General features: G+C 67.4%; 16 protein-coding genes. 11 read left to right on the forward strand and 5 right to left on the reverse strand.

Going from position 1 to position 14,160, the window contains the following annotated elements; translation table 11 throughout:
- Positions 1-41: 41 nt before the first annotated feature.
- Positions 42-584 (forward strand): ArsR/SmtB family transcription factor, encoded by a 543-nt coding sequence (locus tag AC1DH3_RS00490; RefSeq protein ID WP_476908384.1) that lies wholly within the window; start codon positions 42-44, stop codon positions 582-584.
- Between the two features lie 87 nt (positions 585-671).
- Here the strand turns inward: AC1DH3_RS00490 and AC1DH3_RS00495 are convergent, their stop codons facing one another.
- Positions 672-2,042: an alpha-hydroxy acid oxidase gene (locus AC1DH3_RS00495; protein ID WP_476892018.1), complete on the reverse strand. Its 1,371-nt coding sequence runs from the start codon at positions 2,040-2,042 to the stop codon at positions 672-674.
- Between the two features lie 290 nt (positions 2,043-2,332).
- Between AC1DH3_RS00495 and AC1DH3_RS00500 the strand changes: the two genes are divergently transcribed.
- From AC1DH3_RS00500 to AC1DH3_RS00510, 3 genes are all read left to right on the forward strand, one after another.
- Positions 2,333-3,445 (forward strand): 3-deoxy-7-phosphoheptulonate synthase, encoded by a 1,113-nt coding sequence (locus AC1DH3_RS00500; protein ID WP_476908385.1) that lies wholly within the window; start codon positions 2,333-2,335, stop codon positions 3,443-3,445.
- Positions 3,446-3,637: 192 nt separating this feature from the next.
- Entirely contained in the window at positions 3,638-3,850 is a 213-nt protein-coding gene (locus AC1DH3_RS00505) for a helix-turn-helix domain-containing protein (protein WP_346957799.1), read from the forward strand.
- A gap of 194 nt (positions 3,851-4,044) precedes the next feature.
- The gene (locus AC1DH3_RS00510) at positions 4,045-4,143 is read left to right on the forward strand and encodes a 30S ribosomal protein bS22 (protein WP_003792170.1); all 99 of its coding nucleotides are present in this window, start codon (positions 4,045-4,047) and stop codon (positions 4,141-4,143) included.
- A 163-nt stretch (positions 4,144-4,306) separates the two neighbouring features.
- Here the strand turns inward: AC1DH3_RS00510 and AC1DH3_RS00515 are convergent, their stop codons facing one another.
- The gene (locus AC1DH3_RS00515; RefSeq protein ID WP_441416833.1) at positions 4,307-5,125 is read right to left on the reverse strand and encodes an HAD family hydrolase; all 819 of its coding nucleotides are present in this window, start codon (positions 5,123-5,125) and stop codon (positions 4,307-4,309) included.
- 121 nt (positions 5,126-5,246) lie between these two features.
- On the opposite strand from AC1DH3_RS00515, the gene AC1DH3_RS00520 reads away from it, so the two are divergent.
- Both AC1DH3_RS00520 and AC1DH3_RS00525 read left to right on the forward strand, forming a co-directional pair.
- Positions 5,247-5,519, forward strand: coding sequence for a glutaredoxin family protein (locus AC1DH3_RS00520; RefSeq protein ID WP_441416834.1), 273 nt, complete (start codon positions 5,247-5,249; stop codon positions 5,517-5,519).
- Positions 5,520-5,622: 103 nt separating this feature from the next.
- Positions 5,623-6,318, forward strand: a complete 696-nt coding sequence (locus AC1DH3_RS00525; protein ID WP_441416835.1) for a redox-sensing transcriptional repressor Rex — start codon at positions 5,623-5,625, stop codon at positions 6,316-6,318.
- A gap of 47 nt (positions 6,319-6,365) precedes the next feature.
- Here the strand turns inward: AC1DH3_RS00525 and AC1DH3_RS00530 are convergent, their stop codons facing one another.
- From AC1DH3_RS00530 to AC1DH3_RS00540, 3 genes are all read right to left on the reverse strand, one after another.
- The gene (locus AC1DH3_RS00530; RefSeq protein ID WP_476908853.1) at positions 6,366-7,244 is read right to left on the reverse strand and encodes a GtrA domain-containing protein; all 879 of its coding nucleotides are present in this window, start codon (positions 7,242-7,244) and stop codon (positions 6,366-6,368) included.
- Positions 7,245-7,458: 214 nt separating this feature from the next.
- Positions 7,459-8,043, reverse strand: a complete 585-nt coding sequence (locus AC1DH3_RS00535; RefSeq protein WP_441416836.1) for a hypothetical protein — start codon at positions 8,041-8,043, stop codon at positions 7,459-7,461.
- 209 nt (positions 8,044-8,252) lie between these two features.
- Positions 8,253-8,801 carry a YceI family protein gene (locus tag AC1DH3_RS00540; protein ID WP_175321455.1) on the reverse strand — a complete coding sequence of 183 codons (549 nt, stop codon included), beginning with the start codon at positions 8,799-8,801 and terminating at the stop codon, positions 8,253-8,255.
- A 214-nt stretch (positions 8,802-9,015) separates the two neighbouring features.
- Here AC1DH3_RS00540 and AC1DH3_RS00545 point away from each other — a divergent pair, with 214 nt between their 5' ends.
- From AC1DH3_RS00545 to ccsB, 5 genes are read left to right on the forward strand one after another with little or no spacing between them, the layout of a single operon-like run.
- Positions 9,016-9,681, forward strand: a complete 666-nt coding sequence (locus tag AC1DH3_RS00545; RefSeq protein ID WP_441416837.1) for a histidine phosphatase family protein — start codon at positions 9,016-9,018, stop codon at positions 9,679-9,681.
- Between the two features lie 2 nt (positions 9,682-9,683).
- Positions 9,684-10,295 (forward strand): TlpA family protein disulfide reductase, encoded by a 612-nt coding sequence (locus AC1DH3_RS00550; RefSeq protein WP_441416838.1) that lies wholly within the window; start codon positions 9,684-9,686, stop codon positions 10,293-10,295.
- A gap of 10 nt (positions 10,296-10,305) precedes the next feature.
- Entirely contained in the window at positions 10,306-11,061 is a 756-nt protein-coding gene (locus AC1DH3_RS00555) for a cytochrome c biogenesis CcdA family protein (RefSeq protein WP_441416839.1), read from the forward strand.
- Complete coding sequence (gene resB / locus AC1DH3_RS00560) at positions 11,061-12,890, forward strand: cytochrome c biogenesis protein ResB (RefSeq protein WP_476908386.1); 1,830 nt, start codon at positions 11,061-11,063, stop codon at positions 12,888-12,890. The genes AC1DH3_RS00555 and resB overlap by 1 nt, the downstream gene beginning before the upstream one ends.
- Positions 12,890-13,990, forward strand: a complete 1,101-nt coding sequence (ccsB, locus tag AC1DH3_RS00565; RefSeq protein WP_476908387.1) for a c-type cytochrome biogenesis protein CcsB — start codon at positions 12,890-12,892, stop codon at positions 13,988-13,990. The genes resB and ccsB overlap by 1 nt, the downstream gene beginning before the upstream one ends.
- Positions 13,991-14,160: the final 170 nt, after the last annotated feature.

The following is a 14,160-nucleotide window of genomic DNA, read 5'->3' on the forward strand; positions in this document are numbered from 1 at the left end:
AGTGGATGCCATCCGGCGTATATGTCGCTAGGGTGGAGGGCATGGTGACAGACGACGTATTTGCCGTCATTGCTGAGGCAACCCGGCGTGACATTCTGGTGTCCCTCCGCAACGGGGACAAGGCGGTGGGGGAGCTGGTCCAGGAGCTCGAGGCGAGCCAGCCCACCATTTCCAAGCACCTTAAGGTCCTGCGCGAAGCCGACCTGGTCAGCATGCGCGCCCAAGGCCAGAAGCGATACTACGCGCTCAACCCCAAGCCGCTGGCTGGCGTCGCCAGTTGGCTCGAGACGTTCGACGTCGGCCGCGCTGCCGCTGCCGAGCCCTCGACGCCGCCCGCCACCCCGGCACCCGGCCCGGACAGTCTTGCCGCCGCCGTGACTACCCCGCCGACTGCAGCGGAACCGGCCGCAGCGGCGTTGGCCGAACGTGCCGCGGGCAGCACGCTCAGCCCCGCCGTCGCCCTCCCCGTCGGCACCGCCGGGGAGGACAAACGGCCGCAGCAGATCGGCCGGACCGTTGGCCGCGCCGCCACCCGCGCCGCGGACCTGCTGGCGAACCTGCCAAAATTCGGCCGGAAAAAGTAGCAGGCCCCACTGCCGCGCCCAGATGGCAGTTCGCGGCAGTGTTCGGCACAAACACTGCCGCGAACTGCCCTCTCGCGGAACCGTGGGCTATCTGGCGAGGAGCCGGACGTGGTCCGGGGTGAGCTCGGAGATCCGGCTGACGCCCAGCAGCGCCATGGTGCGCCGCATGTCCGTCTCGAGGATCTGGATGGCCCTGTCCACCCCGGCCCGGCCGCCGGCCATCAGGCCGTAAAGGTAGGCGCGGCCGATCAGGGTGAAGTCCGCACCCAGCGCCAGTGCCGCGATGATGTCCGCGCCGCTCATGATGCCGGTGTCCAGGATGACTGCAGCGTCGCTGTTGTCCGCCTTGAGCGCCGCGGAGACCTCCGGGAGCAGGTGGAAGGGGATGGGGGCCCGGTCCAGCTGGCGGCCGCCGTGGTTGGAGAGCACGATGCCGTCCGCGCCGTGGTCCACGACCTTGCGCGCGTCGTCGACGGTCTGGATGCCCTTGACCACGAGCTTGCCTTTCCAGGTTTCACGCAGCCAGTCGAGGTCCGCGAAGGTCAGGGTGGGATCGAACATGGAGTTGATCAGGTCCGCCACGGTGCCGGTGTAGCGCGACAGCGAGGCGAAGGTCAGCGGCTCGTGCGTGAGGAAGTTGAACCACCACGCGGGCCGGTAGGAAGCGTCCAGCACGGTCTTGAGCGTCAGCGCCGGAGGGATGGTCATGCCGTTGCGGACATCGCGCAGGCGGGCGCCCGCGACGGCGGTATCCACCGTCACCATGAGCGTGTCGTTGCCTGCCTGGGCGGCGCGTTCGATCAGTTCCAGCGAACGGTCCCTGTCCGTCCACAGATACAGCTGGAACCAGTTGCGGCCGTCCGGGGCCGCGGCGGCCACGTCCTCGATCGACGCGGTGCCCATGGTGGAGAGCGTGTACGGAATGCCGGCGGCCGCGGCGGCCCGGGAACCGGCGTACTCGCCCTCGGACTGCATCATCCGGGTGAAGCCGGTGGGCGCGATGCCGAAGGGCAGCCGGGCGGCCTTGCCCAGGATCTCGGTGCCGAGGTCCACGCTGGAGACGTCGCGCAGGATGCCGGGACGGAATTCGATGTCCAGGAAGGCCTGGCGGGCCCGGCGCAGGGTGATCTCGGCCTCGGCCGCCCCGTCCGTGTAGTCGAACGGCGCCTTCGGGGTGCGACGCTTGGCCATGTCCCGCAGATCCCAGATGGTGCTGGCCCGGCGCAGCTTCGCCTCGCGGCCGAAGTCCGGCTTCTGGAATTGCATCAGCGGTGCGAGGTCAGCGTACTTCGGCACCCGGCGCTTGAGGGCGGCAGGCAGTCCGCCCCCGCGCGGCACCGGGCCCCTGCCGGCGGTGGGCGTCCCGTTGGCGGACGTCCCGCCGGTGTGATGGCTGGTGGCGGTGTCCTCCGCCGTCGTCGGGGCCTCGGGGTTGCCCATGATGGGGGGTTGCGTCATTGCTGCCTCCGGTGCGTCTCGTCACAGTCTGTGGTCCAACCACACTCTAAGGGACGCCGTCGGAATATTACGGCGCCGCTTTGCCCTCCGGCTGTTGACGGAGCTATGGTCGGTGGCATGACTAACCGTTGGTATGCGTATTTTTCGTTGGCTCTGGAGGGGCCCGCGTCTAACTGACACGCATCCAACACACCTTCAGAGCCAACAGGGCAGAGATCATCCTCTGCCCTTCGCCATTTCTCCGGCGGGTTCTGATCAGGGCCCGCTCCGCACCCGGAACAGGACCCACCATGAGCATCGAAGCAGCCCCTGACAGCCAGCAGACCACGTCCAACCTGCGCGTCAGCCAATTCACCGCGCTGCCCACCCCGCAGGAGATGATCGCGGAACTCCCGCTGGATGCCCGCGGCTCCGAGGTCGTCGGCCGCGGCCGGGACGAGGTCCGCGCGATCATGGACGGCGTCGACGACCGGCTCCTGGTGATCGTGGGCCCGTGCTCCATCCACGATCCCAAGGCCGGACTGGAATACGCCCGCCGGCTGGTCAGCCAGGCCGAGAAACACCGCGAAGACCTGCTGATCGTCATTCGCACCTACTTCGAGAAGCCGCGCACCACGGTCGGTTGGAAGGGCCTGATCAACGATCCGCGGCTCGACGGCAGCCACGACATTGCCGCGGGTCTGCGCGCCGCCCGCCAGTTCCTGCGCCAGGTCACCGCGCTGGGACTGCCCACCGCCACGGAATTCCTCGAGCCCATCAGCCCTCAGTACATGGCGGACCTCGTCGCGTGGGGTGCCATCGGGGCGCGCACCACGGAAAGCCAGATCCACCGCCAGCTGGCATCCGGGCTTTCCATGCCGATCGGCTTCAAGAACGGGACCGACGGCGGCCTGCAGGTAGCGCTTGACGCCTGCAGTGCTGCGGGTGCCGCCCAGGCCTTCCTGGGGATCGACGGCGACGGAAGGGCCGCGCTGGTCAGCACCGCCGGAAACCCGGACACCCACGTCATCCTGCGCGGCGGCAGCGACGGCCCGAACTTCTCCGCCGCCGACGTCGAAGCCGCCTCCGCCCGGCTCGCCGCCAGGCAGCTGAACCCGCGGCTGATCGTGGACGCGAGCCACGCCAATAGCGGCAAGAACCACCACCGGCAGGCCGAGGTCGCGCTGGAGATCGGTGCCCAGCTCGAGGACGGCGGGGCCTCCGCGTCCGCCATCGCCGGCGTCATGCTGGAGAGCTTCCTGGTGGGCGGGGCGCAGTCCCTTGACGTTGCCGAACACGCCGCGGGAACCGACCAGCTGCTGTACGGCCAGAGCGTCACGGATGCCTGCATGGACTGGGACGTGACGGCGTCGCTGCTCGGCCAGCTGGCGGCGTCGGCACGCACCCGGCGGGTCCGGGGTTGAACGCGGGGGCGCAGGAGGGGCCAAGCGGGAAAATCCTGCGGAAATCCTTCGCAGAATCCTGCGGAAACCTTTCACATTGGCACCATGAACCCCTAGAGTATCTAGCACATGGTTGTTTGATGGCTCAGCATCGGCACACCGCCATGTCGTTCAGACGGGGCAGCCGTTCGCTTGAGCAAAAGGAATAGGGAAATGTCTTCGGAGGCCAACTTCTCCAACGCGCGCTTTCTCACCGTGGCCGAGGTCGCGGATGTAATGCGGGTATCAAAGATGACCGTGTATCGCCTGGTGCACTCCGGCGAAATGCCGGCGGTGCGCTTTGGCCGCTCCTACCGGGTTCCGGAAAACGCCGTCGAACAGTATCTCAAGGGTGCTGTTGTTGACGGACGTACTGAGACGGCCTGAGTCTTCCGCTGTCGCACCGGGCCGCGGCAGACCCCTTCCCGGGGCCTGCGGTCGTGGTGTGCCCCGGATAGGCGGTACCCTGTTAAGGAACGTTTTACGTCATTGTAAGAACCTGTCAGTTGTTCAGTCTGCTTGCTTAGCCCGCGGACCCTTCCCAACGGGCAGGTACTGCATCTAGCCGGTAAGGAACTTTCGTGGGTTCAGTTATTAAGAAGCGTCGCAAGCGTATGGCCAAGAAGAAGCACCGCAAGCTGCTTCGCAAGACGCGCCACCAGCGTCGCAACAAGAAGTAGAGATACTTCGAACGGCGTCAATGCCCGTTGCCTTTACGGCGGCGGGCATTTTCTTTTCGGCAACGCGCGGCGGATCCGGCAATACGCGGCGGATCCGGACAGGGGCACCCGGGATCCGGGGTGCGCCCGTCCGAACGCGTAGCGGGCTGGCCCCGGAGTGCGCTTAGGCCGTGGGGCCGCGGAAGCGGGAGAAGCCCCGCCAGAGACCGTAGATGGCCCCGCCGACGGTTGCGGCCTTCAGGCCCAGGGTCGCGGCGCGACGGCCGGACCGGAAGTCGTAGACCGGCCAGTTGTGTTCGCGGGCGTGGCGGCGCAGCCGGGCGTCGGGGTTGATGGCCACCGGGTGCCCGACCATGCTGAGCAGCGGAATGTCATTGTGGGAGTCGCTGTAGGCCCAGCAGCGGTTCAGGTCCAGGCCCTCCGCCTCGGCAATGCCGCGGACTGCGACGGCCTTGGCCGGGCCGTGCAGGATCTCGCCCACCAGCCGTCCGGTGTAGGAGCCGTCGTGGATCTCGCCCACGGTGCCGAGGGCGCCGGTGAGGCCCAGCCGGGTGGAAATGACGGTGGCCACCTCGATCGGCGTGGCCGTGACCAACCAGACCCGGCGGCCCACCCGCAGGTGCTGTTCGGCCAGGGCCTTGGTGCCGGGCCAGATCCGGGACTCGATCATCTCGTCGTAGACTTCCTCGCCGAGGGCTTCGATGTCCTGCACGGTGAAACCCGAGGCGAGGCTCAGGGCGGTGTCGCGGACGGCGTGGACGTCGTCCATGTTCTCGCCGCGGAACACGAACATCAGCTGCTTCCAGGCAAAGCCCGCCGCCTGGGGAATGGTGAACGCCCCGCGCTGATGCATTTTGCGGGCCACGTGGAAGAGACTGGCGCCCCTCATAAGGGTGTTGTCAACGTCGAAGAAGGCGGCTTCGCCGTGCTGCGGTGACGCAACAGGCCGCGTGGCCACAGCGACGATCTTCTCCTCGGGCATGCCACGAGTCTAGTCAATGGCGGGGGATCCCACGCGCAGAAAGGGCCCCGCCGCACCGGCCGCCCGGCTGGAACACCAGGTCGCGTCGACGCCGGGCCGGGCGCCGGGCTACCGTGGAACCATGGCCATACCCGCGCCCCTTCCCGATGTCGTACTCATCACCAAAGCTGACTGCCACCTGTGCGCGGACGCGCGCGACGCCGTCGGCCGGGTCACCGCTGCGCTGGGACTCGGCTGGTCCGAGCGGTCCATCGACGACGACGATGTCCTGCGCGAGCGCTACGCCGAGGAGATCCCGGTACTGCTGGTGGACGGGGTCCAGCGGGATTTCTGGCGGATCGACGAGGTTCGGCTGGCCCGAACCCTGCGCCGCGCCCTCGGCCAGTCAGCCTGAGTGCACCCCGGGCAAGCGGCTGCGGCGACGCGGTCCCCGGCTTTGTGGCCCGAACTGCGGGGGCTCTAGAGTGGAGTCACAACGCGACGCAATGGAGCAGATAGTGACTTCGCTGGATTCTTCACCCGACGCCCTGCCCGGGGCGGCCGGACCTGCTGCCAAGCAGATCCCGCCCGCGGCCGTGGCGCGGCTGACGATCTATTTGCGCGCCCTGACCACTTTGCTGGCCGAGGGGGTGGACCGGGTCTCCTCTGAATCGCTCGCCGAGGCTTCGGGCGTCAGTTCCTCCACCCTCCGCAAGGACCTCTCCTATGTGGGGTCCTATGGAACGCGGGGCGTGGGCTATGAGGTGCAGTACCTGAACCGGCACATTGCCGCGGCCCTGGGTTTGACCCATGACTGGAAAGTTGCGATCGTCGGCGCCGGCAACCTCGGCAAGGCCCTCGCCCGGTACGGCGGCTTCGAGTCCCGGGGCTTTGACATCGTGGCGATCTTCGACGCCGACCAGATGGTGGTGGGCAGCGAGGTTGGCTGGCTGCGGGTGAGCGACGCCGCAGATCTGGAAGCCGTGCTGCGCCGCACCGGGACCAACATGGTGGTCCTGGCGCTGCCCGCGGCCGTGGCGCAAAGCGTGTGCGACCGGGTAGTGGCCGCAGGCGTGCGCAGCATCCTGAGCTTCGCCCCGGTCATGCTGCAGGTCCCGCCGGGAGTCAATCTCCGCAAGGTGGATATGGCCACCGAACTGCAGATTCTCGCCTACCACGCACAAAGGGCGCAGGACCCGGAAGACGCCGACTGACTTCAGTCGGCCCATCCGGCTCCCGCGCCCTCTGCAGCGGTGCTTCGTTAGCGGCCGTAGGGGTTCTGCGCGTACGGGTTGGAGAACGGCTGCTGCTTCTGGAAGTAGGGGGAAACCGTCGGCAGGTACAGGATCACGATGCCGGCCACGCCCATCAGGATCACGATGATCTGCAGCACGCCGGAGAGGGCGCCGAAGGCGAATACGCCGCCGAACAGGCCAAACAGCGACAGGGCGGCAAAGACCGTTCCCAGGATGCGGGCCCAATTCTTGCCCTTGCGGACCGGGAATGCGACCAGTGCGTAGAGCCCGAAGGAGATGAGGCCGCCAATGATGCCGCTGATGGGGACGATTGCCCGCACCGCATTGAGTTCGTCCGCTGAGAGTCTCCTGCCCTGCTGGGCGCCGGCCTGCTGCATCGCGGTCTCAAAGTAGTCCGCCCCGGTAAAGGACACAACCAGGCTGCTGATGAGGGACAGGATGCCCGCACCGATGATGAGCCAGAAGGCGAGGTCGAGCTGCGGCGGCCTGGTCCCGGCTCCACCGGTGGGGAGTTCCGACGGATACTGCGCGTAAGGGGATTGGCCGTAGGGGCTCTGGCCGAACTGGCCCGGGGCCTGCCCGTAGGCCGGCGGCTGCTGGCCATAGCCGGGAGCCTGCTGCCCGTACTGGGGCCCGTTTTGCCCGTACTGTGGGGCGTTCTGGCCATACTGCGGAGCCTGCTGCCCGTACTGGGGCGCCTGCGGGGCGTTCTGGCCATACTGCGGAGCCTGCTGGCCGTACTGGGGCGCCTGCGGGGCATTCTGCCCATACTGCGGAGCCGGCGGCTGCTGTCCGAACTGGGGAGCATTCTGGCCGTACTGCGGAGCCTGCTTGCCCGACTCGGGTCCGTCCGGGCTGGAAGGCTCGACTGGCGGGTTACTCATGGCGGTCCTTTGCATTTCGATGACGGGATGGGCTACCGGGACCAGTGTCTTCACCCTGCCCCCAGCATGGTTTAACTACACCGTACCCCGCGCTTGCGGCGGTTTGGGTCATTCCGCGGAGGTATTCTGAGGGGCATTTTTGGAGCCGCCGGCACGCGGGTATCCGCGTTTCCGGAGGCAAAGCCACCGAGGAGCAGCCTGGTGCCGAGGAAGGTCAGGAACGGCCCTTGAACGCGTCGAACCAGGCCTGCGACTTCGGCAGCCACATCAGCACGGTCGCCACCAGGCTTATGACGAAGCCGGGCCAGCTTCCGCCCCCCGCGACGCCGATGCTGGCCAGGGCGAGCACCAGGCTGACGCCAGCGGCGATGGTGAGGGCGAACCTGGCCCATTCCCAGCCCTCCTTCATCTTCATCGCCAGCGTGACCTGTGCCGCGGCCAGGGCTACCGCCACCAGCACCAGCAATAGCAGCAGGATGCCGGCCGGGGGCGAGACCACAAAGAGGACCAGGGTGCCGAAGAGCCCGATCACGCCTGCGAGCAGGCCGAGCAACCCGCCAATCACCCAGACCCAGTAGGAGATCTTCAGCTCCGTGGGCATGGCCGGGAGGTTGAGGATCCCGGAATAACCGCCCAGGGGGAGCGCGTCCCGGAAGTTCCGCGGCCGGTCGGCCGGCCACTCGATCCGGAACCCGCCGAACCGCCCGGGCTGACCCGGTCCGACCGGCGGAACGCTGCCCGGTTCCGGCGGAATGGCGCCTGGCTGATCGGGCTCGGGGACGTCGCCGGTATTGCTCATGGATTTCACTTTAGACCGCGAAACCGGTGGTTCCTAGCTGACTCCGGGGCGGGAGCGGAGGCCGCCCGGCGCGCTCGTGGAACGCGCCCAAGTCAGCCCCCGAAGCGGCCCCGGTTAAACCAAACACCCCGCGCCATCCGGGGATGGCGCGGGGTGTTGAAGAGGGCGTCGCGTGGACGGGCCCTGTCCGCCGCTCGGGGCGGCGCGGACTACGCTGCGGGGGCGATGAAGGCCAGTTCGAGGTTGATGGCAACCTTGTCGCTGACCAGCACGCCGCCAGCCTCGAGGACGGCGTTCCAGGTCAGGCCGAAGTCTTTGCGGCTAATTGTGGTCTCGGCGGTCAGGCCGGCGCGGGTGTTGCCGAACGGGTCAACGGCCACGCCGTTGAGCTCGGTTTCCAGCGCTACGGGACGGGTGACACCCTTGATCGTGAGGTCGCCCTGGAGCTCGTAGGCGTCGCCCTTGGGGACGATGGCGTTGGAGACGAAGGAGATCTCCGGGAACTTCTCGACGTCGAAGAAGTCTTCGCCGCGGACGTGGCCGTCGCGGTTGACGTCGCCGGAGTCGAAGCTCGCGGTCTTGATGGTGGCGTTCACCTTGGAGTCGGCGACGTTCTCGGCGAGGTCCAAGGTTGCGTCGGCTTCCTTGAACTGGCCGCGGACTTTGCTGATGCCCGCGTGGCGGACGGTGAAGCCGATTTCGCTGTGCGAGGAGTCGAGGGTCCAGGTGCCGGTGGTGAGGTTGGCGGGAAGTGCCATGGTGATTCTCCTTGAGTCGGGTGGGTCGTGCGGAAGTTCATCTGATCGTCGGTCTTCACTTCATTGGTTGAAGTCTCAACTAACTGCTTCACCCAGTATAAACATGCATTTGCATCTTTTATTCCACCCCCGGGGAACATTTCCCAAAAAGTTTCAGTTCTACCTCTTGTAGAAGATTTCGTCATTGCCCCTGCCCTTTGAGAAACTGGTACACATGCCCCAAGCCACTGTTCACTTGCTCCGCCACGGCGAGGTCCACAATCCCGAAGGCGTCCTGTACGGCAGGCTGCCCGAGTTCCACCTCTCCGAACTGGGTCAGCAGATGGCCCGGATGCTTGCCGAGCACTTCAGTGACCGCGCCGCGCAGGGGGCGAAGATCGTGCACCTCGCGGCGTCCCCGCTGACCCGTGCGCAGGAAACGGCGCAGCCGATCTCCGAGGCCCTCGGCCTTGAAATCGCCACCGAGGAGCGGATCATCGAGGCCGCCAACTACTTCCAGGGGATGCAGGTGTCCAAGGGCGAGATCTTCAAACCGAAGCACTGGCCGATGCTCCGCAACCCGCTCCGGCCGTCCTGGGGCGAGCCGTACAAAGAGCAGGCCGCGCGCGTGACCGCCGCGGTGCAGGACGCACGCCTGCGGGCCGTCGAGCTCGGCGGCGACGGCGCCGAGGCCATCCTGGTGAGCCACCAGCTGCCCATCTGGGCCACCCGGCTCAGCGCCGAGGGCAGGCCGTTGTGGCACGACCCGCGCAAGCGCGAATGCACGCTCACCTCCGTGACCTCCCTCGTATTCAACGACGACGGGACGCTGCTTCGCGTCGACTACAGCGAGCCCGCCGCCGTCCTCCTGCCCGGTGCCTCCAGCACCCCGGGAGCCTGAACATGTTCGACGACGACTCCCGTCTGTCCCGCCGCGGCGTCCTCACCGCCGGCGGTGCGGCCCTGGCCGCCATGCTGGGCCTGACCGGCTGCGCCCAGGAGGACGACCTCGCCAAGCAGGCCAAGGCGGGGGATAACAAGAACTACGTCGCCGGCGACGGCTCGGTGACCGAATTCGCCGCTGCCGACCGGAAAAAACCGGTGGAGATCAAGGGCACCCTGTTCGACGGCACCGAAGTCACGGCGTCGCAGTTTCAGGGCAAGGTGACGGTGCTCAACTTCTGGTTCGCCGCCTGCGCGCCGTGCCGGGTGGAGGCGCCGTCGCTGGAGGCCCTGCACCAGGAGTTCAAGAGCCAGGGCGTCCAGTTCTTCGGCGTCAACCTGAGGGACGAAAAACCAACGGCTGAAGCGTTCGACAAGACCTTCAACCTGACGTACCCGAGCTTCAACGACAAGGACGGCGCGGTTCTGCTGGCCGTCTCCGGGCTGGTTCCGCCCGGCGCGGTCCCCACCACGCTGGTGCTCGACAAGCAGGGCCGAGTCGCCTCCCGGGTGCTTGGCGAAATCCAGAAGGGCACCCTCAAGTCCCTCATCGCCGCCGCCGTGGCCGAGTAAGGCCGGCGCCGTGAACAGCCCCTTCGCCGAAGCCATCCTGAACGGTTCGCTGCTGCTCGCCATCCCGGTGGCGCTGCTGGCCGGACTCGTATCCTTCCTCTCGCCCTGCGTGCTGCCGTTGGTGCCCGGATACCTCGGGTACGTGACGGGCCTGACCGGCGTCGACCTGCAGAAGCAGAAGCGGGGCCGGATGCTGGCCGGGATCGGATTGTTCGTCCTCGGCTTCTCGGTGATCTTCGTGCTCCTCGGCGGGGCCTTCGGCCAGCTGGGAACGCTGATCACCGGCTCGCAGAACGCCTGGATTACGCAACTGCTCGGCGTGCTGGTGATCGTGATGGGCGTCGTGTTCATGGGCGGCTTCTCCTGGCTGCAGCGCGACGCGAAGATCCACGCCAAGCCGCCAGCCGGGCTTTGGGGTGCGCCGCTGCTGGGCATCACCTTCGGCCTCGGCTGGGCCCCGTGCATCGGCCCGACCTATTCGGCGGTGCAGCTGCTGAGTCTTTCCGGGGGATCGTCCGCGGCGAAGGGCGCCCTGCTGGCCTTCGTGTATAGCCTTGGGCTGGGCATTCCCTTCCTGCTGATCGCCCTGGCCGTCCGCCGCGGCGTCGGGGTGCTCTCCTTCTTCCGCAAACACCGGCTCGCCATCCAGCGCACCGGCGGCGGAATCCTGATTGTGCTGGGCGTGCTGATGGCCAGCGGGGTGTGGGGTGCCTGGGTGTCCGGGCTGCAGTACTGGTTCCAAACCGATGTGAAATTGCCGATCTGATGAGCGAGCGAGTGAACGTAGAGAAGAAATCCCCGTCCCCTGGCACGCCCGATCACGGAACCAGTCCCGTCGAAGCCGCGAAGGCAGGCGCTGTGCTGCCCTCGCTGGGGCCGGTGGGCATGCTCCGCTGGGCGTGGACGCAGCTGACCAGCATGCGCACCGCGCTGTTCCTGCTGCTGCTGCTCGCCGTCGCCGCGGTGCCCGGATCGCTCTTCCCGCAGCGGCCCGCTAACCCTGCGGTGGTCACCCAGTACATCAAGGACCACCCGGACTACGGCAAGATCCTGGACTCCCTGCAGCTCTACGATGTCTACTCCTCGGCGTGGTTCTCCGCGATCTACATCCTGCTGTTCATCTCGCTGATCGGCTGCGTCGTGCCCCGCGCCATCGTGCACTACAAAGCCATGCGTTCCCAGCCCCCGCGCACCCCGGCACGGCTGTCCCGGCTGCCCGAGTACGGCACCCTGGTGGTCCCCGCCGACGCCGGGATCCCGGCGTCGCGGGCCATTGACGACGCCGCCGCCCTGCTGAGGAAGCGCGGCTACCGCGTCGATGTGCGGGACCGCGACGGCGAACGGCCCTCGCTCGGCGCGGAACGCGGCTTCTTCCGGGAGGTCGGCAACCTTGTCTTCCACACCGCCCTGATCGGTGTCCTGGTGTCCGTCGCGGCCGGCGGCTTGTTCGGCTACAGCGGCCAACGGATCCTGGTCGAGGGGGACACCTTCGTGAACACCCTGGTGGGCTACGACCAGTTCACCCCGGGCACCAATTTCCAGAGCAGCCAGCTGGAGCCGTACTCCATCCAGCTGGACAAGTTCCACATCACCTTCGACCGCGAATCGAAGGGCAAGTTCGGCCAGCCCATCGACTTCAAGGCTGACGTCACCACCAAGGAGAACCCGGGCGCGCCTGCCAAGCAGGAGGTGCTGAAGGTCAATGACCCGCTCAGCCTGGGCGGCACCAGCGTCTACCTGACCGGCAACGGCTACGCCCCGGTGGTCACGGTGCGCGACGGCGCCGGCAACATCGCCATGCAGGGACCGGTGGTGGCCAAGCTGCAAGGCGACAACTACTACTCCTCCGTGGTCATCAAGGTCCCCGATGCCAAGCCGGAGCAGCTGGCCTTCGCGGGCTTCTTCCTGCCTACCGCGTTCATCACGAAGGAAGGAGTTTCCTTCAGCGGCGATCCTGAACTGTTCAACCCGCAGCTGACGCTGAACTCGTACTACGGCGACCTCGGACTGAACAGCGGCTCGCCGCAGAACGTGTTCGAGCTCGATGTGAAGAAACTGACGCCGCTAAACGCCCGCAACCTGCCCACCAAGGGCATCGTGCTGACCCCCGGGACCACTCACACCCTGCCCAACGGCAAGGGCACCATCAGCTTCGACGGCGTGAAGCGTTACATCGGCGTGGACATCCACCACAACCCGGGCCAGGGCTACGCCTTGTTCTTCGCCCTGCTCGCCGTCGCCGGCCTGGTCACGTCGCTGTACGTCAACCGCCGCCGCGTTTGGGTCCGCACCGGCACCCACGAGGACGGCCGCACCATGGTGGAGTACGGTCTCCTGGCCCGCGGCGAGGACCACCGCCTGGCCGGGGAAGCCGCCGCCATCCGGGCCCTGCTGTCGGCAGCCTGGCCGCTCGATGATGGGGCCGCGGACGATTCGGGGGAGGATTCCCAGCCTGTTCCCAGCGCGACAGCGGATAATGACCGGGCGGACACCGGCGCACGCGCCGACGCCGGCGCGCAGGCCTCCACGGACCAACCCGCAGCAGACTTCATCCAGTCCACAGTAGGCTCTCCTGAGTCAAAGAAGGATCAGTAATGTTCCCCATCAACGAAACCATGGGCCAGTACAGCGAGCTCTTTATGCTGCTCGCGGCCGGCACCTACACGGTGGCCTTCATCGCCTTCGCCTGGGACCTGGCCAAGAGCAGCAAGACCCTGCGCGCGGTGGACCTGAAGGCGGCAGAGCTGTCCGGAGCCGAGACGGTCCGTGTCCCGGTCGGCGCCGGCGTCGGTGGCTCCTCCGCCGCCGTTGACCGCGCCGCTTCCGACGTCAGCGGCCCTGTCGGACGGGCCGAGCGCCCGACGTCGTCGGTCTCGGGTAGCCGGGCAAGCGGAGCCGGCGTGACCGCCGACGGCGGCATGCGCTACGGCGCCGAACGCCGGGTTCCGGCCCGGGTCGCCGTCGCCCTCGCCGTGCTGGGCGCCGCCATCCACGCCGCCGGCGTCATCACCCGCGCGATCGGCGCGGGCCGGGTGCCGTGGGGCAACATGTACGAGTTCCTGACCACCGGCGCGTTCGTGGCGGTGGCGGTCTTCCTGCTGGTGCTGATCCGCCGCGACCTGCGGTTCCTGGGTACCTTTGTGATCGGCCTGGCCATCATCATGCTGGTCGCGGCCTCGGTCGCGTTCTGGACGCCCGTGGGCCACCTCGTGCCGGCGCTGCAGAGCTACTGGCTGATTATCCACGTCTCCATCGCGGTGATGTCCTCAGCCCTGTTCACCCTGACCTTCGCGATGTCCGCGCTGCAGCTGGTCCAGTCGCACCGGCAGAAGACCATTGCCGCGGGCGGGGCAGACAAGCTGGGCTTCATGCGCCTGGTCCCCAACGCCCTGAGCCTGGAAAACCTGTCCTACCGGATCAACGCGGTCGCCTTCGTCGGCTGGACGTTCACGCTGATGTTCGGCGCCATCTGGGCCGAGAAGGCCTGGGGCCGCTTCTGGGGCTGGGACACCAAGGAAGTCTGGACCTTCGTGATCTGGGTGGTCTACGCCGGCTACCTCCACGCCCGCGCCACCCGCGGCTGGACCGGAACCCGCGCGGCCTGGCTCTCGATCGTCGGCTACCTGTGCGTGGTCTTCAACTTCACCATCGTGAACCAGTTCTTCAACGGACTGCACTCCTACTCGGGGCTGTAAGGCGCCGGGAGTTCGCTTCGCCAGGGTTGGGCGCTTAGATTCCTCGTCCATTCGCCACAGATGGCCGCTAAGCCACCCCGCTTAGCGGCCATCTGTGTCAGATCGGCCAAACGGCGCCGCACCAACCAGGCCCGCACCCCGAACCGCCGCGATTCGCCACAGTGGCCGCT

The organism is Arthrobacter sp. 05L428 (assembly GCF_056397665.1).